The sequence below is a fragment of the Agromyces sp. GXQ0307 genome, assembly GCF_044769845.1.
Taxonomy (GTDB): Bacteria; Actinomycetota; Actinomycetes; order Actinomycetales; family Microbacteriaceae; genus Agromyces.
In genome coordinates this window covers 307,693-330,209 of sequence record NZ_JBIZVY010000001.1, presented here as the reverse complement: position 1 = coordinate 330,209, position 22,517 = coordinate 307,693, and the positions used below count along the sequence as shown (strand labels likewise).

The following is a 22,517-nucleotide window of genomic DNA, read 5'->3' as shown; positions in this document are numbered from 1 at the left end:
CGCGTGCGCTGGGCCGCCCGACGACGCCCCCGAGCACCCGCGCCTCCGCAACCTGCGAGAGCCTGCCGGGATGGCACCCTCCCTCACGCGACGCGCGCCGTGGCGTCCTCCGGCAGCCCTCCTCGACGCGCTCGCGCTCCTCCTCCCCGTCGCGTGCGCCGGCTGCGGCGAACCCGACCGCGGGCTCTGCGACGGATGCCGCGCCGCCCTCGCGCCGCGGCCCTTCCGTGCCGAGTCGGGTTCGGGCACCGCCGCGTGGGCGGCCCTCGAGTACGGGGGGACGGCGGCACGCGTCATCCGAGCCTTCAAGGAGGAGGGGAGGACCGATGCCGTGCGCCCGCTCGGCGCCGCGCTCCGCCATTCCCTCGCGGCCGCCGTCGGCGAACTCGACGCGACGCCGCGTGAGGTCGCGGTGGTGCCGTCGACCGCCGCGGCCGGGCGCGCTCGCGGATACGATCCGGTGCGGATGCTCGTCCGCGAGGCAGGCTTCGCACCGGTGGACGTGCTGCGCGCCGGTGCACGCGCCGACCAGGCGGCGTTGGGGCGCGAGGCGCGCCGCGTGAACTCGCGCGGTTCCTTCGCGGCCCGCCGGCCCCTCACCGGCCGACGATTCGTCCTCGTCGACGACATCCTGACGACCGGTTCGACCCTCGCCGACGCGGAGCGTGCGATCCGCGAGGCCGGGGGACGGGTGGAGGCGATCGCGGTGCTCGCCCGGACCCGCCTGCGAATCACCCGAGTGCGTGCGGACGCGTGAACATCGACCCGTGACAACCGCCACCTCGGGGGCTACGGTGTCAGGACAGGCGTGGTCGAACCACCCCTTCAGAACCGGGTGACACGCCGGTGGATGGAGGTTGACATGGAACTGAACATCGTCGGACGAAACCTGGAAGTCACCGATCGATTCCGCGCCTACGCGGCCGAGAAGGCCGAGAAGGTCTCCAGCTTGTCCGAACGAGCAATCTCGCTCGACATCAAGGTCAGCCGTCACAACGAGAAGAACGGGAACAACTCCGGGCTGGACCGGGTCGAGCTCACCCTCGTCGGCAAGGGCCCGGTGGTCCGTGCCGAGGCCGATGGGGCCGACAAGTACGCGGCGCTCGACGTCGCACTCGGGCGGCTCCTCGAACGCATCCGCCGTGCGAAGGACCGCCGCAAGGTGCACCGAGGCGGCAGTCGCCGCCCGACCTCGCTCCGAGAGGCCACCGACGCGGGCTTCGCCGACATGGGCGTGCAGGCCGCGGACGTCGAGATCCTCGAGAAGGTTCGCACCGGCAACATCCCGATCGTGGGCGAGGAATCCGCGGCCGAGGAGGACGAGGACTACTCGCCCGTGGTGATCCGCCGCAAGGTCTTCGCGGCGACACCGATGACCGTCGACGACGCCCTGTACCACATGGAGCTCGTCGGCCACGACTTCTACCTCTTCATCGACTCTGAGAACCACCGGCCGAGCGTCGTGTACCGCCGGAAGGGCTGGGACTACGGCGTGATCGGCCTCGACGAACACGCCCAGGCCGACCAGGCCGAGGCGGCCGAGGCGCTCGGGCTCGCGCGCACGATCGCCTGACCCGGCATCCGCTGCGGTCCGGACGGCCCCGGTCGACGCCTGACGCGTCCGGCCGGGGCCGTCGCCCTGCCGGCCGGGGCCGTCGCCCAGTCCGCTGCCCAGTAGCATGGCTATGATGACCGTCTGCACAGGCGGATCCTCCGGCGTGCGCGGGTGCCCCACCCCGACGTCGCACGCCTGAACGACAACACTGGAGAGCAGTTCGTGGCTTCGATTCTGGAAAAGGTCCTCCGCGTCGGCGAGGGTCGCACGCTCAAGCGGCTCGAGAACTACGCCGCCGCGATCAACGCCCTCGAAGACGACTTCCGGGCCCTCAGCGACGAGGAGCTCAAGCACGAGACCGTGGAGCTCCGCGAGCGCTACGGCAACGGCGAGTCGCTCGACGACCTCCTGCCCGAGGCGTTCGCCGCCGTCCGCGAGGCGAGCCGCCGCACGCTCGGCCTCCGGCACTTCGACGTGCAGCTCATGGGCGGCGCCGCCCTCCACCTCGGCAACATCGCCGAGATGAAGACCGGTGAGGGCAAGACGCTCGTCGCGACGACGGCCGCCTACCTCAACGCGCTCACGAGCCGTGGCGTGCACATCGTCACGGTCAACGACTTCCTCGCGAGCTACCAGTCCGAACTGATGGGCCGCGTCTTCCGCGCCCTCGGCATGACCACCGGATGCATCGTGGCCGGCCAGACGCCCGCCGTGCGCCGCGAGCAGTACGCCGCCGACATCACCTACGGAACGAACAACGAGTTCGGCTTCGACTACCTGCGCGACAACATGGCGTGGCAGGCGGCCGACATGGTCCAGCGCGGCCACTACTTCGCCATCGTCGACGAGGTCGACTCGATCCTCATCGACGAGGCCCGGACCCCGCTCATCATCTCCGGCCCGGCGTCGGGTGAGGCGAACCGCTGGTTCACCGAGTTCGCCAACCTCGCCAAGCGCCTCGTCCCCGGCGAGGACTACGAGGTCGACGAGAAGAAGCGCACCGTCGGCGTGCTCGAGCCCGGCATCGAGAAGGTCGAGGACTACCTCGGCATCGACAATCTGTACGAGTCGGCGAACACCCCGCTCATCTCGTTCCTGAACAACTCGATCAAGGCGAAGGCGCTGTTCAAGAAGGACAAGGACTACGTCGTCATGAACGGGGAGGTGCTCATCGTCGACGAGCACACCGGGCGCATCCTCGTCGGCCGACGCTACAACGAGGGCATCCACCAGGCGATCGAGGCCAAGGAGGGCGTGCAGGTCAAGGCCGAGAACCAGACCCTCGCGACCGTGACGCTGCAGAACTACTTCCGCCTGTACGACAAGCTCTCGGGCATGACCGGCACCGCCGAGACCGAGGCGGCGGAGTTCATGTCGACGTACAAGCTCGGCGTCGTCCCGATCCCGACGAACAAGCCGATGGTGCGCATCGACCAGCCCGACCTCGTGTACAAGAACGAGGAGGCGAAGTTCGCCCAGGTCGTCGAGGACATCGTCGAGCGGCACAAGAAGGGCCAGCCCGTCCTCGTCGGCACGACGAGCGTCGAGAAGAGCGAGTACCTCTCGCGTCTGCTCGCCAAGAAGGGCGTGCGGCACGAGGTGCTGAACGCGAAGAACCACGCGCGGGAGGCGGCGATCGTCGCTCAGGCGGGTCGCTACGGCGCGGTCACCGTCGCGACGAACATGGCCGGCCGCGGCACCGACATCATGCTCGGCGGGAACGCCGAGTTCATCGCCGTGCAGAAGATGCACGAGCGCGGCCTCAGCCCCGTCGACACTCCGGAGGAGTACGAGGCGGCCTGGGACGAGGTCTTCGAGAAGATCAAGGGCGAGACCTCGGGCGAGGCGCAGAAGGTCCTCGATGCCGGCGGCCTGTACGTGCTCGGCACCGAGCGCCACGAGTCGCGACGCATCGACAACCAGTTGCGCGGCCGCTCCGGACGACAGGGCGACCCCGGCGAGAGCCGCTTCTACCTCTCCCTCACCGACGACCTCATGCGCCTCTTCAACGCGGGCGCGGCGGAGAGCCTGATGTCGCGCGGCGTCCCCGACGACGTCGCGATCGAGTCGAAGGTCGTCACGCGTGCCATCCGCTCGGCGCAGTCGCAGGTCGAGGCCCGCAACGCGGAGATCCGGAAGAACGTCCTGAAGTACGACGACGTCCTGAACCGACAGCGTGAGGCGATCTACTCTGACCGTCGGCACATCCTCGAGGGCGACGATCTGCACGACCGCGTCCAGAGCTTCCTCGAGCAGGTCATCGACGAGGTGCTGGACGAGCACACCGCGGCCGGGTCCCCCGACGAGTGGGACTTCGACGCCCTCTGGGCCGAGCTCAAGACCCTGTATCCGATCGGCATCACGATCGACGAGGTCGTCGCCGAGGCGGGCGAGAAGGGGCGCGTGAACCGCGACTTCGTCAGGCGCGAGATCCTCTCCGACGCGAAGCTCGCGTACGAGCGACGCGAGCAGCAGCTCGGCAGCCCCGCGATGCGCGAACTCGAGCGCCGCGTCGTCCTCTCGGTCATCGACCGTCGCTGGCGCGACCACCTCTACGAGATGGACTATCTGAAGGACGGCATCGGCCTCCGGGCGATGGCGCAGCGCGACCCGCTCGTGGAGTACCAGCGCGAGGGCTACGCGATGTTCCAGCAGATGATGGGTTCGATCCGCGAGGAGACGATCGGCTTCCTCTTCAACCTCGAGGTCGAGGTCGCGCCGCAGGCCGGCGTCGCCGGGCCGCGGATCGAGGCCAAGGGCCTCCAGCGCCCGACCGCCCCCGAGGAGAAGCTCAGCTACACGGCTCCGAGCGATTCGGGTGGCGTCGAGGTGCGCAACCAGCGCGGTCAGCTGCAGCAGGCCGCGACCCAGCGGGCTCGGCGCGCCGTCGCACAGCAGCAGTCCGGCGAGCCGCAGCAGCCGCCGGCGCCGGCTGCGCGCGGTGCCTTCGGGCAGCGTCAGGACGGCGAGGCGGGCCCGATGAACCGGCAGGAGCGGCGCGCGCAGGAGCGCAGGGGTCGCTGACCCGATGACGTGCGCGGACGGCTCGGGGCGACCCGAGCCGTCCGCCGTCGTGCCGGACCGCTCGCCGCGGCGATCCGCGGCGCCGGCTCACGCCGGCGGGCGTCTCGTCTCGACGTACGAGATGTGCACCGGGCCGAGGCCCTTGACCTCGATGACGCCGCGCTCGGTCAGTTCGAACGCGGTGCCGAGCTCCGCGGCGACGCGGTCCGTCACCTGGATCGCGCCGGGCGGTGCGGTCGACTGCATCCGGCTGGCGGTGTTGACGGTCGCACCGTAGACGTCCCAGAGGAAGCGGGACTCGCCGATCACGCCGGCGACCACGGGCCCGACGTCGATGCCGATGCGCAGGCGGATGCCGGTCCGTCCGCCGATCGCGTGGGTGCCCGCGATCTCGCGGAATCGCAGCCCGAGGTCGGCGAGCGCGGTCACGTCCGCCGGGCCCGACGGGCCGCCGCAGATGGCCAGGTAGGCGTCGCCGATCGTCTTGACCTTCGTCACGCCGAGCTCGGCGGCCAGCGCGTCGAAGTCGCGGAGCAGCTCGTTCAGGTCGTGGACGAGGTCGTCGGCCGACACCGACTCCGACAGGGTCGTGAAGTCGACGATGTCGGCGATCAGGACGCCGACGCGATCGTAACGGTCGGCGATCGGGCGCTCGCCGGCGACGAGACGGTCCGCGATCGCATCGGGCAGGACGTTGCGGAGCAGACGATCGGTGCGGTCGCGTTCCATCGCGAGCGCGGCGGCGAGGCGGTCGCGGGAGCGCACGTACGAGCCCATGGCGACGAACATGATCGTCGAGATGGAGACGATGTTCACGGCGAAGAAGACGGTCACGACCGTCGCGTCGAGGGACGGCACCAGCGATTGAAGCGTGGGCTCCAGCGGGACGAGCATCAGGACGATCGCCGTGAACGCGACGAACACGATCCAGGGTCGGTGGACGCGCGTGAACGAGAGCGCGCCGACCGGCGCCGCGAGCGCGAAGAGGATGACGGCACTGCTCTGGACGAACCCGCCGAGAGCGACGTGGGCGAGCGGCGGCAGCACGAGGAACATGGCGAGCTGCGATGCGCGGAGGACGCTGTCCTCGTGTCGTCGGCGCAGGACGAGGAGTCCGACGATCGTCATCAGCACGTAGAACGTCGGGATGGCGGCGGCGGCGGGTCGACCGATCGAATAGTAGAACACCGCCCAGGGCGTCACGACGACGGCAGTGAAGACGGCGGTGAAGGCCAGGACCGACTTCTCCATGCGACGGTCGTCGTCGTCCTCGATCGCGACGCCGACGGATGCCACGGCCTTGAGCAGGCGGGATCCGCGGTCGGACGGCACCGACGTGCGCTCCATTCGCAGAGCCTATTGGATGTGCCGACGCGGGGACGCATGGCACGCGGCGCCGGCCGTGGACTCAGAGCACGCTGATGACGCTCGCCCGCCAGCGCTGATCGAGGCCCTCGAGGCGGATGGCGACGGCACGGGACCGTGCGCGCTGGTGCACCATCACGACCGCCTCGACGATGCCGTCGGCGGGCTCGGCGAGATGGACCCGGCCCACGGTGAACGCCGGTCGCTGCGGCACGAGTCCCTTGACGCGCCGTGCACGCGCCGCGAGGACGACGCGCTTGGAGAGATTGCGATACACGTCGTCGGTGACCCAGCGTGCGAGTTGTTCGAGGTCGCGCGCGCCTGCGAGCACCTCGATCACGCAGTGCGTGAGGTTCCGCAGGAGGGGCTCCGGGTCGGGGAGGTCGGCGCGACCGGCGCGCTGCCGCGCGAAGTAGTCGTCGAGGTCGAGACGGCGGGCGCTCGTCCCGTGGATCGCGGCGCTGCGAGGCGCGCCGGGCTGGCGTGCGGTCATGACGGCTCCAGTAGGGCGGGGCGATCGGCGGGGGTCCGACGCGACGTGCCCCCTCTTCGGGGGTGTTCGGGTGGTCTAGATCGAACGGTAGGGGCGCCGGAGTGCGGGTGTCAAGGGAAATCGTCGCCTGTGGAGAACCGCGTCGGTTCGCCCGACACCGGGGTTAGCGTCGGTCGCATGCGGTGGGACCGGCTGTTCGACGACCTCGAGACGCAGCTCGAGCACGATCGCCGCGAGGAGGAGCGCGCGCTCGCCATCGAATCCGAGCGCATGCGCATCGGCCGTCTCGGACTGCGCGAGCGGATCGCGGCGATGACCGCGTCAGACCGTGGAGCGGTCCGGCTCGAACTCGTCGACGCGACATCCGTGCACCTGCGTCCGACCGCGTTCGGTCGCGATTGGATCGGCGGCGTCGGCGGCGGACCGCCGGGTGCCCAGTGCGTCGTGCCGGTCTCCGCCATCGCAGCAGTCTCCGCGAGCCGTCGCCAGCTCGAGGACAGCCTCGCTCCGCAGGCCGCGCCGAGCGGACTCGTCGAGCGCATCGGGATCGCGTTCGCGCTCCGCGACCTCGGGCGCCGTCGTGCCGGTGTCGAGGTCCGCACCCTCGAGGGTCGGGTGCACGGGACGATCGACCGGGTCGCCTCCGACCATCTCGACCTCGCCCTGCACGAGCCGGGTACGCCGCGTCGCGAGCGCGAGGTCAGGGGCTACCGTCTGGTGCCGCTCGCGCGGATCACCGTCGTGGTCGCGACCGAAGCGAGGTGATCGGGCTCGGCCGGCCCGTTCAGTCCACGGGGCGCAGCCCGCTCGGACGGATCCCGGAGAACTCGATGACGTTGGCGAACTCGCCCTCGTTCCAGGCCACCTCGCGGCGCGTCGACTCGTAGCGCAGTTCGATGAAGACCTCGAGCTGCGAACGTTCGATGCGCCACGGCCCGCGCTCGCCGACGCGGATCGCCGGGAGCTCGCCCGACATGACGAGCTCGTGCACGGCCTCGACGTCGACCGCCAGCACCTCCGCCGCGTCGGCGATGGTGAGGAAGCGGCCGAGCGGCTCTCCCGCAGCGTGGTGGACCATCCCTCAAGTATCGGCGCGTGCCGCTCCGACCACGCGTCGTGTGGATAACTTCACGGCGTCCTCTCGGACTCCGACCACGATGGGTCGTGGTCGCCGGCAGCGAAGCGACCGCGAGAGGAGCAGCGATGGCGGAACGTCCGACACGGCCCGTCGGGGAGCGTCGGCGGATGGACCCGCGACTGCTCGTCGGCCTCGTCCTGGTCGCGGGGTCCACGGTGGGGGTCTGGGCGCTCGTCGAGGCACTCGACGACACGACCGAGGTGCTCGTCGCACCGACGACGGTCACCGCGGGGACGCGTGTGACCCTCGACGACCTCCGGGTCGAGTCGGTGCGGCTCGGCGGTCTCGCCGACGGCTACCTCGCGCCGGCCGACGTGCCGGGCGGCGGGCTCGTGGTGACGCGGACGGTCCGCGAGGGCGAACTCGTGCCGGCGGCATCCGTCGCCGAGGGCGACACCGCGGGAACCGCGACGGTCGTCGTGCCCACGCGCGGGCCGCTCGCGCGCGGGACCGCTCCGGGTGCCGTGGTCGACGTGTGGGCCGCGGGTGAACTCGAACGAGGCGTGTTCGAGCCGCCCGTCGTCCTCGTCGCGGGCGCCGAGGTCGCTGCGGTGCTCGACGGCGACGGGATGGTCGCCGGCGACGGACCGAGCGTCGAACTGCTGATCCCTCGCGCGAAGACGGCCGCGCTGCTCGAGGCGCTCGCCTCCGGCGATGCCATCGACCTCGTCCCGTCGCCCGCCGTCGCGTCGAGTGCGGGCTGATGGCGCGGCTCGCCCTCGCACTCGAGCCATCCGTCGAGGACCGGTTCCTCGCCGACCTGGTCGAGGCCGGTCACGTCATCGTCGCCCGGGTTGTCGGACGCCGGGACGTGCTCGACTGCCTCGACGTCCTCGGACCCGACATCGTCGTCGTCGGAGCGGGCGCGGCGACGCTCGACTCGGAGCTCCTCGCCGCCTGCGACCAGCGGGGCATCAGACTGGTCGCCATCGCCTCGACCGATCGCGATCGGGCGGAGGCGAATCGCATCGGACTCCACGAGGTGCTCGACGCCGAGGTCGGACCGGCCGAGCTCGAGGCGCTGCTCGCGGGCGGACCGGGCCTGCCGTCGCGGCTCGGCCACGAGTCGCGCGAGCGTGGTTCGTCGCATCGGGACGACCGTCCGGGAATCGTCGCGGTGTGGGGTCCGTCCGGCGCACCCGGCCGCACGACGATCGCCGTCGGCATCGCCGCCGAGCTGGCCGCCGCCGGGCACCTGGTCGCGCTCGTCGACGCCGACCCGTACGGCGGCGCCATCGCCGCCGCGCTGGGACTGCTCGATGAGGCACCCGGCTTCGCATCGGCCTGCCGTCTCGCCGGCACCGGTGCGCTCGACCGCGTCGAGCTCGAGCGCATCGCCCAGCGGTACTCGTCGCCGAGGGCGTCGTTCGACGTGTTCACGGGGCTGGTCGGACCGAGCCGATGGCCCGAGCTCTCGCACGAGCGGGTCACCGACACCCTGCGGGTCATGCGTTCGCGATTCGAGTTCGTGGTGATCGACGTCGGCTTCAGCCTCGAGCGGGACGAGGAACTCACGAGCGATCCGTTCGCACCGCGTCGGAACGCCGCGACCTTCGCCGCGCTCGCCGCGGCCGATCGCGTCGTGGCCGTCGGACTCGCCGACCCGGTCGGCATGTCCCGACTCCTTCGCGGCCACGCCGAGCTCGTCGAGCACGTCGAGCACGACCGCGTCGACGTCCTCGTGAATCGCGTCCGCACGAGCGCGCTCGGCATGGACGCGCATGCGCAGGTCCGCCAGACCCTGCGCCGGTTCGCCGGGCTGGCCGACGCCGTCCTGCTTCCGCAGGACGGTCGGGCGGCGGATGCCGCGATCCTCACGGCGCGCACGCTCCGGGACGCCGCACCGCGGTCCCCGCTCCGGGCGGCGCTGCGGTCGTACGTCGACGACCGGCTGCTCCCGTCGAACGCCGGAACGCGACGCGGGCGGGTCCCGTTCGGTGCGCTGCGGCGTCGCGCGGTCGCGGTCTGAGGCGTCCGCTCGGGTGGGTACGCTTGACCCGTGTCGACCCTCAGTGACCTCGTCCTCGCCCAGGGGCGCAGCAGCCAGGCCGACGTCGACTGGCTGCACATGCTCGTCGGCGACCTCCAGCTGCTCGCCGACCTCGCCTTCGCCGACATCGTCCTCTGGGTGCCCTCGGGCGACGACGGATTCGTCGCGGTCGCGCACTCCCGCCCGTCGAGCGCCGCGACGCTGTTCTACCGCGACTTCGTCGGCCAGGGCATCCGGAGCGAGTGGCGGGACCTCGTCTCTGAGGCCTTCGGCGCACGCACGATCCAGGAGTCCTCGGCGCCCGACTGGTACGAGGAGATGCCGACGCGCGTCCGCGCCGTGCCCGTGATGCGCCGACTGTCGGTGACCGGCACGGCGCTCGCACCCGACCCGGTGGCCGTGATCACGCGGCACACCAACCTCGGGTCGACGCGGACGCCGAGCCGGCAGGAGCTCACGTTCAACGACTGCGCCGACGAGCTGTTCCAGATGATCGCCTCGGGGGACTTCCCCGACCTCGGTGCGCCGACCGGACCCCGTCGTGGGGCGCCGCGCGCGTCCGACGGGCTGATCCGGCTCGACGTCGACGGCGTCACGACGTTCGCGAGCCCCAACGCGCTGTCGGCGTTCAACCGCATGGGCTTCGACGACGAACTCGAGGGGCAGTCGCTCGCCGACGTCGCGACGCGGCTGCTGAGCGGCAAGCTCGACGTCGACGAATCGCTCCCGCTGGTGGTGACGGGCAGGGCGCCGTGGCGCACCGACGTCGAATCGCGTGGGGTCACGGTGTCGCTCCGCGCCATCCCCATCCGGCGTCGCGGCGAACGCACGGGTGCCATCGTGCTCACGCGCGACGTGACCGAGCTCCGCCACCAGGAGCAGGAGCTCATCACCAAGGACGCGACGATCCGCGAGATCCACCACCGGGTGAAGAACAACCTGCAGACGGTCGCCTCGCTCCTGCGGATCCAGGCCCGCCGAACCCACTCCGACGAGGCGCGCGACGCACTGACGCAGGCGATGCGCCGCGTCGGCGCGATCGCGGTCGTGCACGACACCCTCTCGGAGGGGCTCACGCAGAACGTCGACTTCGACGAGGTGTTCGACCGCGCACTGCTGCTCGTCGCCGAGGTGGCCGCCGCGCACAACACGACCGCGCACCCCAAGAAGTCGGGGACCTTCGGCGTCCTGCCGAGCGAATACGCCACGCCGCTCGCGCTCGCGCTCACCGAGCTGGTCACGAACGCCGTCGAGCACGGCCTCGCCGGGCGGGAGGGCGACGTCGAGGTGATCGCGAACCGCTCCGAGACCGTGCTCACCGTGCAGGTGCGCGACAGCGGCTCGGGCCTGCCCGAGGGCAAGGTCGGCGAGGGACTCGGCACCCAGATCGTGCGCACGCTCATCCAGGGCGAGCTCGGCGGCACGATCGACTGGCACACGGTGGTCGGCAGCGGCACCGAGGTGACCATCGAGGTGCCGTTGCGCTGGATCACGAAGGCCTGACCCGGACGTGCGAACGGCACCCGCGAGATCGCGGGTGCCGTCCGGTCCGGGTGCTGCGGGGAGGTCGCGCGCCCTGCGGGGGCTCGGCTCCGTCGGGACGACCCGGGTCGTCGGAGCCAGGGCGCGCGTTGCGCGCCGGGTCTCAGCCGGCGCGACGTGCGCGAGCGGCGCGGCGCTTGAGGGCGCGGCGCTCATCCTCGCTCAGACCGCCCCAGACGCCCGAGTCCTGACCGGTCTCGAGGGCGTACTGGAGGCAGATCTCGGTGACGGTGCATCGGGCGCAGACCGCCTTGGCCTTCTCGATCTGGTCGACGGCCGGACCGGTGTTGCCGACGGGGAAGAACAGTTCCGGGTCGGCGGTGAGGCAGGCGGCTTTGTCGCGCCAATCCATGTAGATGCTCCTTGTTTCATCGGTTCGCAGCAGGCGCACGGGGGCGCAGCCGGAAACCGGCGGTGCTGCAGGGGGAAAGCCGAATCTCGGGAAGTAGGATCGTGGGAAGCGATCGGCTCACGTCCCTGTGAGCATCAATTCGGCCTTGTAAATGGTCGCATAGCGAGAGAAGCGAATCAAGAGTGCTCTTCGGGAGATGCCTGTGAATCCGGGCGGCGTGCGCGCCGCGTTCGTGACCGTCGTCGCCCTGCTGTTCGCCGAGGCCGGCGCGCTGATCGCGGTCCTCGTCTGGCTGGTCGTCGACCTGCTGGTGCTGCAGCCCTCGTCGTTCGCGACGGCCGTCGCACTGGTCGTGCTCGTCGCGATCGCCGCCGCCTGGGTGAGCGCGATCGCGGTGGCATCCGTCCGGCGCGCGCCGTGGTCGCGCGCCGCCGCGATCGTCTGGCAGGTGCTGCAGCTCTCGATCGCCGTCGGTGCGTTCCAGGGGCTGTTCGCTCGCCCCGACCTCGGCTGGCTGCTGCTCATCCCCGCGATCACGGTGATCGGCCTCCTGCTCTGGCCGCCCGTGCGCGAGTTGTACGCGCGACCGGAGGACGCGACGGCCGGCTGAGCCCGTCACCGACGAGGACGCCGACCGCCGGAGACGTCTCGGGGCGGGCGCCGCTGTGCGACGACCGCCCGGAGGGATGCGGCGAGTTCAGGCGTCGAGGCCGAGCTCCTTGCGGATCCGGGCGACGTGCCCGGTCGCCTTCACGTTGTACATGGGCTTCGCGATCCGTCCCTCCTCGTCGATGAGGAACGTGGAGCGGATGGAGCCCGTCACCGTCTTCCCGTAGAGCTGCTTCTCGCCCCAGGCGCCGTACGCCTGCTGCACCGCGAGGTCGGTGTCGGAGAGCAGCGGGAAGTTCAGGCCGTCGCGCTCGGCGAATTCCTTCAGCTTGGGGACCTCGTCCTTCGAGACCCCCACGACGCGCACGCCGGCGCCCGCGAACGAGTTGAGGCTGTCGCGGAAGTCGCACGCCTCGGTCGTGCAGCCCGGCGTCATGGCCGCAGGGTAGAAGTAGAGCACGACACGATGTCCGCGCAGCGAGGAGAGCGTGACGGGCGAGCCGTCCTGGTCGGGGAGCGTGAAGTCGGGCGCGAGGTCGCCGGCGGCGAGTCGAACGTCGGTCATGCCTCAATCGTAGGCAGGGCGACGGATGCCCCGTGACCGGCGGCCGCGTCCTCCGCCCGCCGTGCTCAGGCGAACGTGGCGAGCAGCCGCTGCAGCGAGTCGAGCCGCACCCGCCCCGACTCGCCGAGATCGCCGGCCTCGACGGCCTCGACGATCGCGCAGTCGGGGGAGTCGGGCAGGTGCGTGCAGCCGCGAGGGCAGTCCTCCGCGACGCGGGCGAGGTCGGCGAATGCGCCGAGGATGTTCGCGGGATCGACGTGCCCGAGCCCGAAGGAGCGCACGCCGGGGGTGTCGATCACCCACCCCGTGCGGCCGTCGTGCTCGAGGCGCAGGCAGACCGTGGAGGACGACGTGTGCCGGCCGCGCCCGGTGACGACGTTGACGTGGCCGGTCGCACGGTTCGCGTCGGGCACGAGCGCGTTCACGAGGGTCGACTTGCCCACGCCGGAGTGCCCGACGAACACCGTGCGGTGCCCGACGAGCCGGTCGGAGATCGCCTCGAGCGGCATGGCGTCGGTGCGGCTGAGGAAGACGGGGAGGTCCAGGCCGGCGAAATTGGCGAGGAACGGTGCGGGGTCGGCGAGATCGGTCTTCGTGACGCACACGAGCGGGGCGATGCCCGCGTCGTAGGCGGCGACGAGGTACCGGTCGACGAGCCGGACGCGCGGCTCGGGGTTCGCCGCAGCGATGACGATGAGCATCTGGTCGGCGTTCGCGACGATGACCCGTTCGACCGCGTCGGTGTCGTCGGCGCTGCGCCGGAGGAGGGTCGTGCGCTCCCGGATGCGCACGATGCGCGCGAGCGTGCCCTCGTCGCCCGAGGTGTCGCCCACGAGGTCGACGCGGTCGCCGGTCACGACCGACTTCCGGCGCAGCTCGCTGGCCCTCGCCGCGATGATCTCGCGCTCGTCGGGCTCGCCCTCGTCGACGAGCACGGTGTAGCGTCCGCGATCGACGCCGAGCACGAAGCCCGAGTCGGCGTCGGCGTGCTCGGGGCGCACCTTCGTGCGGGGTCGACTGCCCCGGCGGTTCGGGCGGATCCGGACGTCGGCCTCGTCGTACTCCTCGTACTCCTCATCCTCGTCGTCCGTGTCCCACCAGCTCATCCGAGCATCCGCTCCCAGAGCTCGGTGAACTGCGGGAGCGTCTTCGACGTCGACCCGATGTCGTCGACGACGACGCCGTCGACCGCGAGTCCGACGATCGCGCCGGTGGTCGCCATCCGATGGTCCTCGTACGCCTTCCACTCGCCGCCGTGCAGCGGCGCAGGCTCGATACGCAGGCCGTCGTCGAGCTCGGTCACGCGCCCGCCGAGGCCGTTGAGCTCCGCCGCGAGCGCGGCGAGTCGGTCGGTCTCGTGATGGCGGATGTGACCGATCCCGGTGATGGTGCTCGGCTCGTCGGCGAAGGCCGCCAGCGCGACGAGGTTCGGAACGAGCTCGCCCGCCTCGGACAGGTCGAGCTCGACGCCCCGGATGCCGCGGCTCCTGTCGCTCGCCGGCGTCGGCGCGTGCACGGTGAGCAGATCACCCGCCCGCTCGACACGCGCGCCGAACCGGGGGAGCAGGTCGGCCAGCTGCGCGCCGACCTGGGTCGTCTCGCGGGGCCAGCCGGAGATCGTGACCGAGCCGCCCGCCACGAGCGCGGCGACGAGGAACGGCGCGGCGTTCGACAGGTCGGGCTCGATGTCGACGTCGCGCGCGGCGATCGGTCCGGGCGCGACGCGCCAGCGACCGACCGACGGCTGCTCGACCACGACGCCGCGACGGGCGAGCGTGTCGATCGTCATCTCGATGTGCGGCAGGCTCGGCAGCCGCTCGCCGGAGTGCGTGAGATCGAGTCCGTGCTCGAAGCGCGGCGCGGACAGCAGCAGTCCGGAGACGAACTGGCTCGACGCCGAGGCGTCGATCGTGAGCTCGCCGCCCTCGACCCGCCCGGTTCCGTGCACCGTGAAGGGCAGCGCCCACCGGCCGTCGTCGTCGAGGTCGACGCCGATGCCGCGGAGGCCCTCGATGACCCCGCGCATCGGGCGGCGGTAGGCGGAGGCGTCGCCGTCGAACGTCGTCGGCCCGAGGGCGAGCGCGGCCACGGCGGGGAGGAATCGCATGACCGTGCCGGCGAGGCCGCAGTCGATCGTGGTCGACCCGAACAGCTCGTCGGCCGGCGTCACGCGGAGGTCGTCGCCGAACCCGCCGGCGCCCGGCACCCGCTCCAACCCGACGCCGAGGGCGTGGAGGCCTTCGATCATCAGTTCGCTGTCGCGCGACCACAGCGGCGCGTGCAGCGTGGAGGGGCCGTCGGCCAACGCGGCCAGCACGAGCTCGCGGTTCGTGAGCGACTTCGAGCCGGGCAGCGACAGCGAGGTCGACAGCGGGCCGGATGCCACGGGCGCGCGCCATCCGTCATCCGTCTCGGTCTGGCGGTTGTCGCCGTACGGATCGAACTCCGGCGCGGAATACCTCGAGATCTGCATCGGTTACCAACAGTAGCGTCCGAGAGCAGGAAGGAGTCGGTGCGTGTCACTCGCGGTACTCGATCGTCCGGTCGTCTCGGAGACCGACGATCTAGGATGGCCCCTGATGAGCGACGACTCCGCCACCCCGGCCAGCGAGACCCGGTCCGACGAGGCGACCCCCGACGACGACCAGCGCGATCTCGGCGCCCTGTTCGAGGAACAGGCGCTGCCCTTCATCGACCAGCTCTACGCGGCCGCCCTCCGCATGACGAAGAACCCCGCCGATGCGCAGGATCTCGTGCAGGAGACGTTCGTGAAGGCCTACGCGGCGTTCGCGTCCTTCACGCAGGGCACGAACCTCAAGGCGTGGCTGTACCGGATCCTCACGAACACATTCATCAACAGCTACCGCAAGAAGCAGCGGGAGCCCTACCAGGGCACGATCGACGAGCTGGAGGACTGGCAGCTCGGCGGCGCCGAGTCGACGACCGCGTCCTCGAGCCGTTCGGCCGAGGCCGAGGCGATCGACCACCTGCCCGACTCGGCCGTGAAGGACGCACTGCAGGCGCTGCCCGAGGACTTCCGCCTCGCGGTCTACTTCGCCGACGTCGAGGGATTCTCCTACCAGGAGATCGCCGACATGATGAACACCCCGATCGGGACCGTGATGAGTCGCCTGCACCGCGGCAGGCGGATGCTCCGCGAGTCCCTCGCCGACTACGCCAGCGAACGAGGCTTCGCCACGACACAGCCGGCGACCCGATCCTCCAGGAGCGCGAAATGACCGACTGCGGCTGCGACAAGGCGAAGGCCGAACTCGAGGAGTACCTGCACAACGAGCTGTGCAGCGAGGATGCCGCCGACATCCGCGAGCACGTGGCGAACTGCGACGACTGCCGGAACGAGCTTCGCGTCGGCGTCGCGATCACCGAGGTCGTGCAGCGGGCGTGCCGGGAGAGCGCGCCCGAGGAGCTCCGCACGGTGGTGCTGGGCCGCATCCGGGCGTTCCAGTCCGGGCACGACGTCCTGACCGACTGACCCCTCCGCGCGCCCGCCCGGCGTCGCCCGGACCGATGGCCGGCGAGGCCCGTCCGTTTCCGAACTTTCGATGGACGCGCGCCGAGCGGGTCGTTCCGTAGCGTCGAGCACGATGAACGAGCATGCCGTCGCGAAACGTCCCGGGGGTCGCGTCCCCGTCTGGCTTCGAGTCCTGATCCCCGCGGTCCTGATCCTCGTCTGGTTCGCGCTGTTCGGCGCCGGAGGCGCCGCGTTCGGAGGGCTCTCCGACGTGCAGCAGAACGACCAGGCGTCGTTCCTGCCGGCATCGGCCGAGGCCACCGAGGTCAACGAGCTGCAGGACGCGTTCCGCGACTCGGAGAACGTCCCCGCGATCGTGATCGTCGCGACCGACGACGGGTCGGACCTCACGACAGCCCAGCTCGCCGACGTCGACGACCTCCGCGACGAGGTCGTCGACCTCGACGGCGTCGTCGCCGACGAGACATCCCCGGTCATCCCGTCGGAGGACGGCGAGGCGGCGCAGTTCGTCGCCTCGATCGCACCGGGTGAGGGCGAGGAGGGCTCCGGCGCAACGGTCGAGTCCCTGCGTGCGCTCCTCGACGAGTCGCCCATCGACGGCACGACCGCGGCAGTGACCGGTCCGGCCGGCTTCACGGCCGACCTCGCCGCGGCGTTCTCCGGCATCGACGGGCTGCTCCTGGCCGTCGCGCTCCTCGCCGTGCTCGTGATCCTCGTGATCGTGTACCGGTCGCCGCTGCTGCCGATCATCGTGCTCTTCACCAGCGTGACCGCGCTCACCGCCTCGGTGTTCACGGTCGTCCAACTCGCGAAGGCCGACCTGCTGCTCCTGTCGGGGCAGACCCAGGGGATCCTCTTCATCCTCGTGATCGGCGCGGCCACCGACTACGCGCTGCTCTACATCGCCCGGTACCGTGAGTCGCTCGCACAGCACGAGACGAAGTGGGATGCCACGTGGGCCGCGTTGAAGGGCTCATGGGAGCCGATCGCGGCCTCGGCGGGAACCGTCATCGTCGGCCTGCTCATCCTCCTCGCCTCCGAGTTGAACTCGAACAAGATCCTGGGGCCGGTCGCCGCCATCGGCATCGTGTTCGCCCTGCTCGCTGCGCTCACGCTCCTGCCGGCGCTGCTGCTCTGGGCGGGGCGCGCCGCGTTCTGGCCACGACGCATCGCGCGCGCCGAGTCGGCCGCGACCGATGCGGAGCACGGCCGCCACGCTGCGCCCGTCGACGCCGAGGAGGCCGCGGAACGCGGGCTGTGGGGCGCGATCGGCCGGCTCGTCTCGCGCCGCCCCCGGATCGTGTGGATCCTGTCGACGCTGCTGCTCGCGGTCATGGCGCTCGGGCTCGTCCGACTCGACGCCGACGGCGTCCCCTCGAGCGAGTTCGTGCTCGGCGAGTCGCAGGCGCGGGACGGCCAGGAGCTCGTGAGCGAGCACTTCCCCGGCGGTTCCGGCACCCCCGCGGTGATCATCGGACCCGAGGACGACCTGCAGGAGATGGCCGACATCGCCCTCGACACCTCGGGCGTCGCATCCGTCGCCGTGCTCTCGGCCGACTCGCCGGCCGGCAGTGCACCCGTGACGGAGGACGGCATCCAGGCGTTCGGCCCACCCGGTACCCCCGCGCCCGAACCGACGGTGGTGGACGGCGCGGTGCTGCTCCAGGCGACGCTCGACGACCCCGCCGACTCCGCGGAGGCGGAGGCCACGGTCGTCGACCTGCGGGAGCGTCTCGACGAGGTCGGAGGCGACGTGCTCGTCGGCGGTCCGACCGCCGTCGCGCTCGACACGAACGAGGCGGCGATCGCCGACCAGCGTCTCATCATCCCGCTGGTACTGCTGGCGATCCTCGTGATCCTGATGCTGCTGCTGCGGGCAGTCGTCGCGCCGCTCATCCTCATCGCGAGCGTGGTGCTGTCGTTCGCCGCCGCCCTCGGCGTCTCGGCCCTGGTGTTCGAGTTCGTGTTCGGCTTCTCCGGTGCGGATCCGTCGGTGCCGCTCTTCGGCTTCGTCTTCCTCGTCGCCCTCGGCGTGGACTACAACATCTTCCTGATGACGCGCGTCCGGGAGGAGGCGGCGCGGCACGGAACCCGGGAGGGCATCCTCAGGGGGCTCCGGCTCACGGGCGGCGTCATCACGTCCGCGGGGCTCGTGCTCGCGGCGACCTTCGCTGCGCTCGGGGTGCTGCCCATCCTCTTCCTGGCGCAGATCTCGTTCATCGTGGCCTTCGGCGTCCTGCTCGACACGTTCCTGGTGCGGACGCTGCTCGTGCCCGCGGTCTCCTACGACATCGGGCGGGCGATCTGGTGGCCGAGCCGCCTGTCTCGCGAGGAACGGCGCAACGGTGCGCATGCGGCGCCGACGGATGACGCGGGGCCCGCGCCGGCAGCTGGCGACGACCGCGGCGCCGACGGGGAGTCCGAGCGCGCGCACCGGCCCCCGGTCGAGGTGCGCTGATCACGCCGGGCGGCGGCCCGGGACGGAAACGACACGAGCGGATGCCTCCGGGAGGAGGCATCCGCTCGTGTCGTCGTGCGGGGCGCGCGGCCTAGTACAGCGCGCGCTTGACCAGGTCGGCCTGCTCGGCGGCGTGGCGCTTGGCGGAACCGGTCGCCGGGGAGGCGGCGGCGGTGCGGGCGACGAGACGCACCTCGCGCGGGCCGAGCTTGTTCGTCTCGATGATGAAGAACGGCCACGCGCCCTGGTTCTCGGGTTCGTCCTGCGCCCACACGAGTTCGGCGTTCGGGTAGGCGTCGGCGACGGCCTTCAGGTCGGCAGCGGGCAGCGGGTAGTACTGCTCCAGGCGGACGAGCGCGACCTCGGGGTTCGGGTTCTTCTCGAGTTCGGCGAGCAGGTCGTAGTAGAGCTTGCCCGCCATGAACACGACCCGCTTGACCGCGGCCTTGTCGGTGATCCGCGCGTCGTCGAGCACGGGCTCGAAGCGTCCCTGCGTGAAGTCCTCGACCTCGCTCGTCGCACCGCGGAGCCGGAGCATCGCCTTCGGCGTGAACACCACGAGCGGGCGGCGCGGACGCTGGTAGGCCTGGCGGCGCAGCAGGTGGAAGTACGACGCCGGCGTGGAGGGACGCGCGACCGTCATGTTGTCTTCCGCGCACAGCTGCAGGTAGCGCTCGATGCGGGCGCTGGAGTGGTCGGGCCCCTGACCCTCGTAGCCGTGGGGGAGCAGCAGGACCACGCTCGAGCGCTGGCCCCACTTCTGCTCGGCCGACGAGATGAACTCGTCGATGATCGTCTGCGCGCCGTTGGCGAAGTCGCCGAACTGCGCCTCCCACATCACGAGCGCGTCGGCCCGCTCGACCGAGTAGCCGTACTCGAAGCCCATCGCCGCGTACTCGCTGAGCAGCGAGTCGTAGATCCAGAACCGGGCCTGCTGGTCGCCGAGGTACTGCAGGGGCAGCCATTCCTGACCGTTCACGCGGTCGTGCAGCACCGCGTGGCGTTGCACGAACGTGCCGCGCCGTGCATCCTGGCCGACGAGACGCACCGGGGTGCCCTCGAGCAGCAGCGAACCCAGCGCGAGCAGCTCGCCGAAGCCCCAGTCGACCTTGCCGTTGCGGCTCATGTCCTGGCGCTTGGCGAGCAGCTGCTGGATCTTCGGGTGGACCGTGAAGCCCTCGGGCTTGTTGTTGAAGGCGTCGCCGATGGCGTGGACGACCTCGGTCGACACGCCGGTCGTCTCGAGTTCGCCCGAGACCGGCTCGGCCTCGTGCGCCTGGCCGCCGACGATCGGAATCGATCCGGTCTGCGCGGCGTGCGTCTCGGCGAAGGCCCGCTCCAGGCGGTCCTGGAAGTCGCGGTGCGCCTCCTCGTACTCCTCTTCGGTGATGTCGCCGCGGCCGACGAGCGCCTCGGTGTAGAGCTTTCGGACCGAGCGCTTCGCCTCGATGAGGTTGTACATGAGCGGCTGCGTCATCGACGGGTCGTCGCCTTCGTTGTGACCGCGCCGCCGGTAGCAGACGAGGTCGATGACGACGTCGCGCTTGAACTCCTGGCGGTACCGGAAGGCGAGCTCCGCGACGCGGACCACGGCTTCCGGGTCGTCGCCGTTCACGTGGAAGATCGGCGCCTGGATGGCCTTCGCGACATCCGTCGAGTAGATCGACGAGCGCGCGTCGCCGGGGACCGTGGTGAAGCCGACCTGGTTGTTGACCACGAGGTGGATCGTGCCGCCCGTGCGGTAGGCGCGGAGCTGCGACATCTGCATGGTCTCGACCACGACGCCCTGACCGGCCATCGCCGCGTCGCCGTGGACCAGGATCGGCAGCACCGAGTACGTGCCGACGGGCTTGCGGTCCTGCTTCGCGCGGACGATGCCCTCGAGCACGCCGTCGACGGCCTCGAGGTGCGACGGGTTGGCGGCGAGCGAGACCGGCACCTGCTGGCCGTCGTCGGCGGTGAACGTGCCCTCGGTGCCGAGGTGGTACTTCACGTCGCCCGAGCCGGAGAACGTCTTCGAGTCCTGCGTGCCCTCGAATTCCCGGAAGACCTGTCCGTAGGTCTTGCCAGCGATGTTGGTCAGGACGTTCAGGCGGCCGCGGTGGGCCATGCCGATCGCGACCTCGTCGAGGCCCTCCTTGGCGGCGCCCTGCAGCACCTCGTCGAGGAGCGCGATCATCGACTCGCCGCCCTCGAGGCTGAAGCGCTTCTGCCCGACGTACTTGGTCTGGAGGAAGGTCTCGAACGCCTCGGCCTCGTTGAGCTTGCCGAGGATGCGCATCTGCTCGTCGTGGGTGGGCTTCTCGTACTTGCGCTCGACCTGCTGCTGGATCCACTTGCGCTGCACCGGGTCCTGGATGTGCATGTACTCGATGCCGATCGTGCGGCAGTACGAGTCGCGGAGCACGCCGAGGATGTCGCGGAGGAGTGCCGTGCGCTTGTCGCCGAAGCCGCCCGTGACGAACTCGCGGTCGAGGTCCCAGAAGGTGAGGCCGTGGCTCTCGATGTCGAGGTCGGGGTGCGAGCGCTGGACGTACTCGAGCGGGTCGATGTCGGCCATCATGTGGCCCCGGACGCGGAAGGAGTTGATGAGCTCCTGCACGCGCGCCGTCTTGTCGATCGCACTGGCGATGTCGACCGAGATGTCGGCGTTCCACTTGATCGGCTCGTACGGCAGGCGGAGCGCCGCGAAGATGTCCTGGTAGAAGTTGCGGTCGCCGATGAGCAGCTCGTGCACCTTCTTCAGGAACTCGCCGGAGCCGGCGCCCTGGATGACGCGGTGGTCGTAGGTCGAGGTCAGGGTGATCGTCTTGCCGATCGCGAGGTTCGCGAGGGTCTTCTCGCTGGCACCCTGGAACTCGGCCGGGTACTCCAGCGCGCCGGCGCCGATGATGCAGCCCTGGCCCTTCATGAGGCGCGGCACGGAATGCACCGTGCCGATGCCGCCGGGGTTCGTGAGCGAGATGGTCGCGCCCTTGAAGTCGTCGGCGGTGAGCTTGTTCTTGCGCGCCCGCGACACCAGGTCTTCGTAGGCGGCGAGGTACTCGTTGAACGTCATCGTCTCGGCGCGCTTGATCGCGGGGACGAGGAGCGCCCGGGAGCCGTCGGGCTTCGGGATGTCGATCGCGATGCCGAGCCCGATGTGCGCGGGCTTCACGAGCGCCGGCTTGCCGTCGGTCTCGGAGTAGTAGACGTTCTGGCTCGGGAACTCCTTCAGCGCCTGGATGAGCGCCCATCCGATCAGGTGGGTGAAGGACACCTTGCCGCCGCGGGTGCGGCGGAGGTGGTTGTTGATCACGATGCGGTTGTCGATCATGAGCTTCGCCGGCACGGTGCGCACGCTCGTCGCGGTCGGCACGGTGAGCGAGGCGTCCATGTTCGCCGCGAGGGTCTTCGGCAGGCCCTTGAGGGGGACGACCTCGTCTTCCCGCTCGCCGGCGTCGGCCTGCTGCTGCGGGCTCGTCACGGGGACGTCGGCCGGTACGGGGGCGGTGCGCGGTGCGACCGACGTGGTGCGTGCGGCGGGTGCCTGGCCGATGACGGCGTTCGGCGCGGTCGCGGTGGCGTGGGGGGATGCCGCGGCCTGGTCGGCGGCGGGCGCCGGAGCGGGCTCCGCCTGCTCGCTCGCCGCGCTGTGGAGCGCGGTCTCGTCGGGCATGGCGGGGGTGGTCGCGGGCGCGGCGACGGTCTCGCCGGTGCGAACCTGGCGGTAGTGCTCGAGCACCTCGCGCCAGGTCTCGTCCACCGAAGTGGGGTCGGCGAGGAACCGCTCGTACATCTCGTCCACGAGCCACTCGTTGGCTCCGAACATCGCCGACGTGGTCTCGTCGGATCCCGACCCGGTCAATTGGCTCGACACAGCCTTTCGCCCACTCTCTCCATTGATGGATGCTCACCTGAGGCGTGGCGCGCAGCACGACGCGGAACGCCCAG

The 22,517-nt window shown here is 70.9% G+C and carries 19 protein-coding genes; 11 read left to right on the top strand and 8 right to left on the bottom strand.

Translation table 11 applies throughout. The features are described 5' to 3' along the window. Positions 1-70 precede the first annotated feature (70 nt). The 3 genes from ACIQH8_RS01550 to secA all read left to right on the top strand — a co-directional run bounded on the left by ACIQH8_RS01550 (position 71) and on the right by secA (position 4,579). Positions 71-757, top strand: a complete 687-nt coding sequence (locus ACIQH8_RS01550; protein ID WP_400993929.1) for a ComF family protein — start codon at positions 71-73, stop codon at positions 755-757. Between the two features lie 105 nt (positions 758-862). Next, positions 863-1,573 (top strand): ribosome hibernation-promoting factor, HPF/YfiA family, encoded by a 711-nt coding sequence (gene hpf / locus ACIQH8_RS01545; protein ID WP_400993927.1) that lies wholly within the window; start codon positions 863-865, stop codon positions 1,571-1,573. Positions 1,574-1,777: 204 nt separating this feature from the next. Beyond that, positions 1,778-4,579 carry a preprotein translocase subunit SecA gene (gene secA, locus ACIQH8_RS01540; protein WP_400993925.1) on the top strand — a complete coding sequence of 934 codons (2,802 nt, stop codon included), beginning with the start codon at positions 1,778-1,780 and terminating at the stop codon, positions 4,577-4,579. 87 nt (positions 4,580-4,666) lie between these two features. Here the strand turns inward: secA and ACIQH8_RS01535 are convergent, their stop codons facing one another. Beyond that, positions 4,667-5,926, bottom strand: a complete 1,260-nt coding sequence (locus tag ACIQH8_RS01535) for an adenylate/guanylate cyclase domain-containing protein (RefSeq protein ID WP_400993922.1) — start codon at positions 5,924-5,926, stop codon at positions 4,667-4,669. Between the two features lie 61 nt (positions 5,927-5,987). Then, positions 5,988-6,437 carry an Rv3235 family protein gene (locus tag ACIQH8_RS01530; protein ID WP_400993920.1) on the bottom strand — a complete coding sequence of 150 codons (450 nt, stop codon included), beginning with the start codon at positions 6,435-6,437 and terminating at the stop codon, positions 5,988-5,990. 177 nt (positions 6,438-6,614) lie between these two features. Here ACIQH8_RS01530 and ACIQH8_RS01525 point away from each other — a divergent pair, with 177 nt between their 5' ends. Then, positions 6,615-7,202, top strand: a complete 588-nt coding sequence (locus tag ACIQH8_RS01525; RefSeq protein ID WP_400993917.1) for a hypothetical protein — start codon at positions 6,615-6,617, stop codon at positions 7,200-7,202. A gap of 19 nt (positions 7,203-7,221) precedes the next feature. Here ACIQH8_RS01525 and ACIQH8_RS01520 read toward each other — a convergent pair whose 3' ends face one another. Continuing rightward, positions 7,222-7,515: a helix-turn-helix domain-containing protein gene (locus tag ACIQH8_RS01520; protein ID WP_400993914.1), complete on the bottom strand. Its 294-nt coding sequence runs from the start codon at positions 7,513-7,515 to the stop codon at positions 7,222-7,224. Between the two features lie 167 nt (positions 7,516-7,682). On the opposite strand from ACIQH8_RS01520, the gene ACIQH8_RS01515 reads away from it, so the two are divergent. Genes ACIQH8_RS01515 through ACIQH8_RS01505 form a run of 3 tightly spaced genes read left to right on the top strand, consistent with a single transcriptional unit; the run spans position 7,683 to position 11,068 of the window. After that, the gene (locus ACIQH8_RS01515; protein WP_400993912.1) at positions 7,683-8,279 is read left to right on the top strand and encodes an SAF domain-containing protein; all 597 of its coding nucleotides are present in this window, start codon (positions 7,683-7,685) and stop codon (positions 8,277-8,279) included. After that, complete coding sequence (locus ACIQH8_RS01510; RefSeq protein ID WP_400993910.1) at positions 8,279-9,544, top strand: CpaE family protein; 1,266 nt, start codon at positions 8,279-8,281, stop codon at positions 9,542-9,544. The genes ACIQH8_RS01515 and ACIQH8_RS01510 overlap by 1 nt, the downstream gene beginning before the upstream one ends. A 30-nt stretch (positions 9,545-9,574) precedes the next feature. Then, the gene (locus ACIQH8_RS01505; RefSeq protein WP_400993908.1) at positions 9,575-11,068 is read left to right on the top strand and encodes a sensor histidine kinase; all 1,494 of its coding nucleotides are present in this window, start codon (positions 9,575-9,577) and stop codon (positions 11,066-11,068) included. 142 nt (positions 11,069-11,210) lie between these two features. On the opposite strand, the gene ACIQH8_RS01500 is transcribed toward ACIQH8_RS01505, so the two are convergent. Next, positions 11,211-11,459, bottom strand: coding sequence for a WhiB family transcriptional regulator (locus tag ACIQH8_RS01500; protein ID WP_055859573.1), 249 nt, complete (start codon positions 11,457-11,459; stop codon positions 11,211-11,213). Between the two features lie 196 nt (positions 11,460-11,655). On the opposite strand from ACIQH8_RS01500, the gene ACIQH8_RS01495 reads away from it, so the two are divergent. Next, positions 11,656-12,069, top strand: coding sequence for a hypothetical protein (locus tag ACIQH8_RS01495; protein WP_400993905.1), 414 nt, complete (start codon positions 11,656-11,658; stop codon positions 12,067-12,069). A gap of 87 nt (positions 12,070-12,156) precedes the next feature. Here ACIQH8_RS01495 and bcp read toward each other — a convergent pair whose 3' ends face one another. The 3 genes from bcp to aroA all read right to left on the bottom strand — a co-directional run bounded on the left by bcp (position 12,157) and on the right by aroA (position 15,106). After that, on the bottom strand, positions 12,157-12,633 hold the full coding sequence (gene bcp / locus ACIQH8_RS01490) for a thioredoxin-dependent thiol peroxidase (protein ID WP_400993902.1): 477 nt from the start codon (positions 12,631-12,633) through the stop codon (positions 12,157-12,159). A 65-nt stretch (positions 12,634-12,698) separates the two neighbouring features. Then, positions 12,699-13,739 carry a ribosome small subunit-dependent GTPase A gene (gene rsgA, locus ACIQH8_RS01485; RefSeq protein WP_400993899.1) on the bottom strand — a complete coding sequence of 347 codons (1,041 nt, stop codon included), beginning with the start codon at positions 13,737-13,739 and terminating at the stop codon, positions 12,699-12,701. After that, positions 13,736-15,106, bottom strand: coding sequence for a 3-phosphoshikimate 1-carboxyvinyltransferase (gene aroA, locus ACIQH8_RS01480; protein ID WP_400993897.1), 1,371 nt, complete (start codon positions 15,104-15,106; stop codon positions 13,736-13,738). The genes rsgA and aroA overlap by 4 nt, the downstream gene beginning before the upstream one ends. 106 nt (positions 15,107-15,212) lie before the next feature. Here aroA and ACIQH8_RS01475 point away from each other — a divergent pair, with 106 nt between their 5' ends. The 3 genes from ACIQH8_RS01475 to ACIQH8_RS01465 all read left to right on the top strand — a co-directional run bounded on the left by ACIQH8_RS01475 (position 15,213) and on the right by ACIQH8_RS01465 (position 18,584). Then, on the top strand, positions 15,213-15,872 hold the full coding sequence (locus tag ACIQH8_RS01475; RefSeq protein ID WP_400993894.1) for a sigma-70 family RNA polymerase sigma factor: 660 nt from the start codon (positions 15,213-15,215) through the stop codon (positions 15,870-15,872). After that, on the top strand, positions 15,869-16,126 hold the full coding sequence (locus tag ACIQH8_RS01470) for a zf-HC2 domain-containing protein (RefSeq protein WP_400993891.1): 258 nt from the start codon (positions 15,869-15,871) through the stop codon (positions 16,124-16,126). Before ACIQH8_RS01475 ends, ACIQH8_RS01470 begins: the two co-directional genes overlap by 4 nt. 112 nt (positions 16,127-16,238) lie before the next feature. Continuing rightward, the gene (locus ACIQH8_RS01465; protein WP_400993888.1) at positions 16,239-18,584 is read left to right on the top strand and encodes an MMPL family transporter; all 2,346 of its coding nucleotides are present in this window, start codon (positions 16,239-16,241) and stop codon (positions 18,582-18,584) included. A 91-nt stretch (positions 18,585-18,675) separates the two neighbouring features. Here the strand turns inward: ACIQH8_RS01465 and ACIQH8_RS01460 are convergent, their stop codons facing one another. Continuing rightward, entirely contained in the window at positions 18,676-22,443 is a 3,768-nt protein-coding gene (locus ACIQH8_RS01460) for a multifunctional oxoglutarate decarboxylase/oxoglutarate dehydrogenase thiamine pyrophosphate-binding subunit/dihydrolipoyllysine-residue succinyltransferase subunit (RefSeq protein WP_400993885.1), read from the bottom strand. Positions 22,444-22,517 lie beyond the last annotated feature (74 nt).

Coding starts and splice junctions, on each gene's coding strand:
- aroA (WP_400993897.1), bottom strand. CDS start 15,106: ATGCAGATCTCGAGGTATTCCGCGCCGGAGTTCGATCCGTACGGCGAC.
- ACIQH8_RS01530 (WP_400993920.1), bottom strand. CDS start 6,437: ATGACCGCACGCCAGCCCGGCGCGCCTCGCAGCGCCGCGATCCACGGG.
- ACIQH8_RS01470 (WP_400993891.1), top strand. CDS start 15,869: ATGACCGACTGCGGCTGCGACAAGGCGAAGGCCGAACTCGAGGAGTAC.
- rsgA (WP_400993899.1), bottom strand. CDS start 13,739: ATGAGCTGGTGGGACACGGACGACGAGGATGAGGAGTACGAGGAGTAC.
- ACIQH8_RS01520 (WP_400993914.1), bottom strand. CDS start 7,515: ATGGTCCACCACGCTGCGGGAGAGCCGCTCGGCCGCTTCCTCACCATC.
- ACIQH8_RS01525 (WP_400993917.1), top strand. CDS start 6,615: ATGCGGTGGGACCGGCTGTTCGACGACCTCGAGACGCAGCTCGAGCAC.
- ACIQH8_RS01500 (WP_055859573.1), bottom strand. CDS start 11,459: ATGGATTGGCGCGACAAAGCCGCCTGCCTCACCGCCGACCCGGAACTG.
- ACIQH8_RS01475 (WP_400993894.1), top strand. CDS start 15,213: ATGAGCGACGACTCCGCCACCCCGGCCAGCGAGACCCGGTCCGACGAG.
- ACIQH8_RS01495 (WP_400993905.1), top strand. CDS start 11,656: ATGCCTGTGAATCCGGGCGGCGTGCGCGCCGCGTTCGTGACCGTCGTC.
- hpf (WP_400993927.1), top strand. CDS start 863: ATGGAACTGAACATCGTCGGACGAAACCTGGAAGTCACCGATCGATTC.
- ACIQH8_RS01515 (WP_400993912.1), top strand. CDS start 7,683: ATGGACCCGCGACTGCTCGTCGGCCTCGTCCTGGTCGCGGGGTCCACG.
- ACIQH8_RS01550 (WP_400993929.1), top strand. CDS start 71: ATGGCACCCTCCCTCACGCGACGCGCGCCGTGGCGTCCTCCGGCAGCC.
- ACIQH8_RS01535 (WP_400993922.1), bottom strand. CDS start 5,926: ATGGAGCGCACGTCGGTGCCGTCCGACCGCGGATCCCGCCTGCTCAAG.
- ACIQH8_RS01465 (WP_400993888.1), top strand. CDS start 16,239: ATGAACGAGCATGCCGTCGCGAAACGTCCCGGGGGTCGCGTCCCCGTC.
- ACIQH8_RS01510 (WP_400993910.1), top strand. CDS start 8,279: ATGGCGCGGCTCGCCCTCGCACTCGAGCCATCCGTCGAGGACCGGTTC.
- bcp (WP_400993902.1), bottom strand. CDS start 12,633: ATGACCGACGTTCGACTCGCCGCCGGCGACCTCGCGCCCGACTTCACG.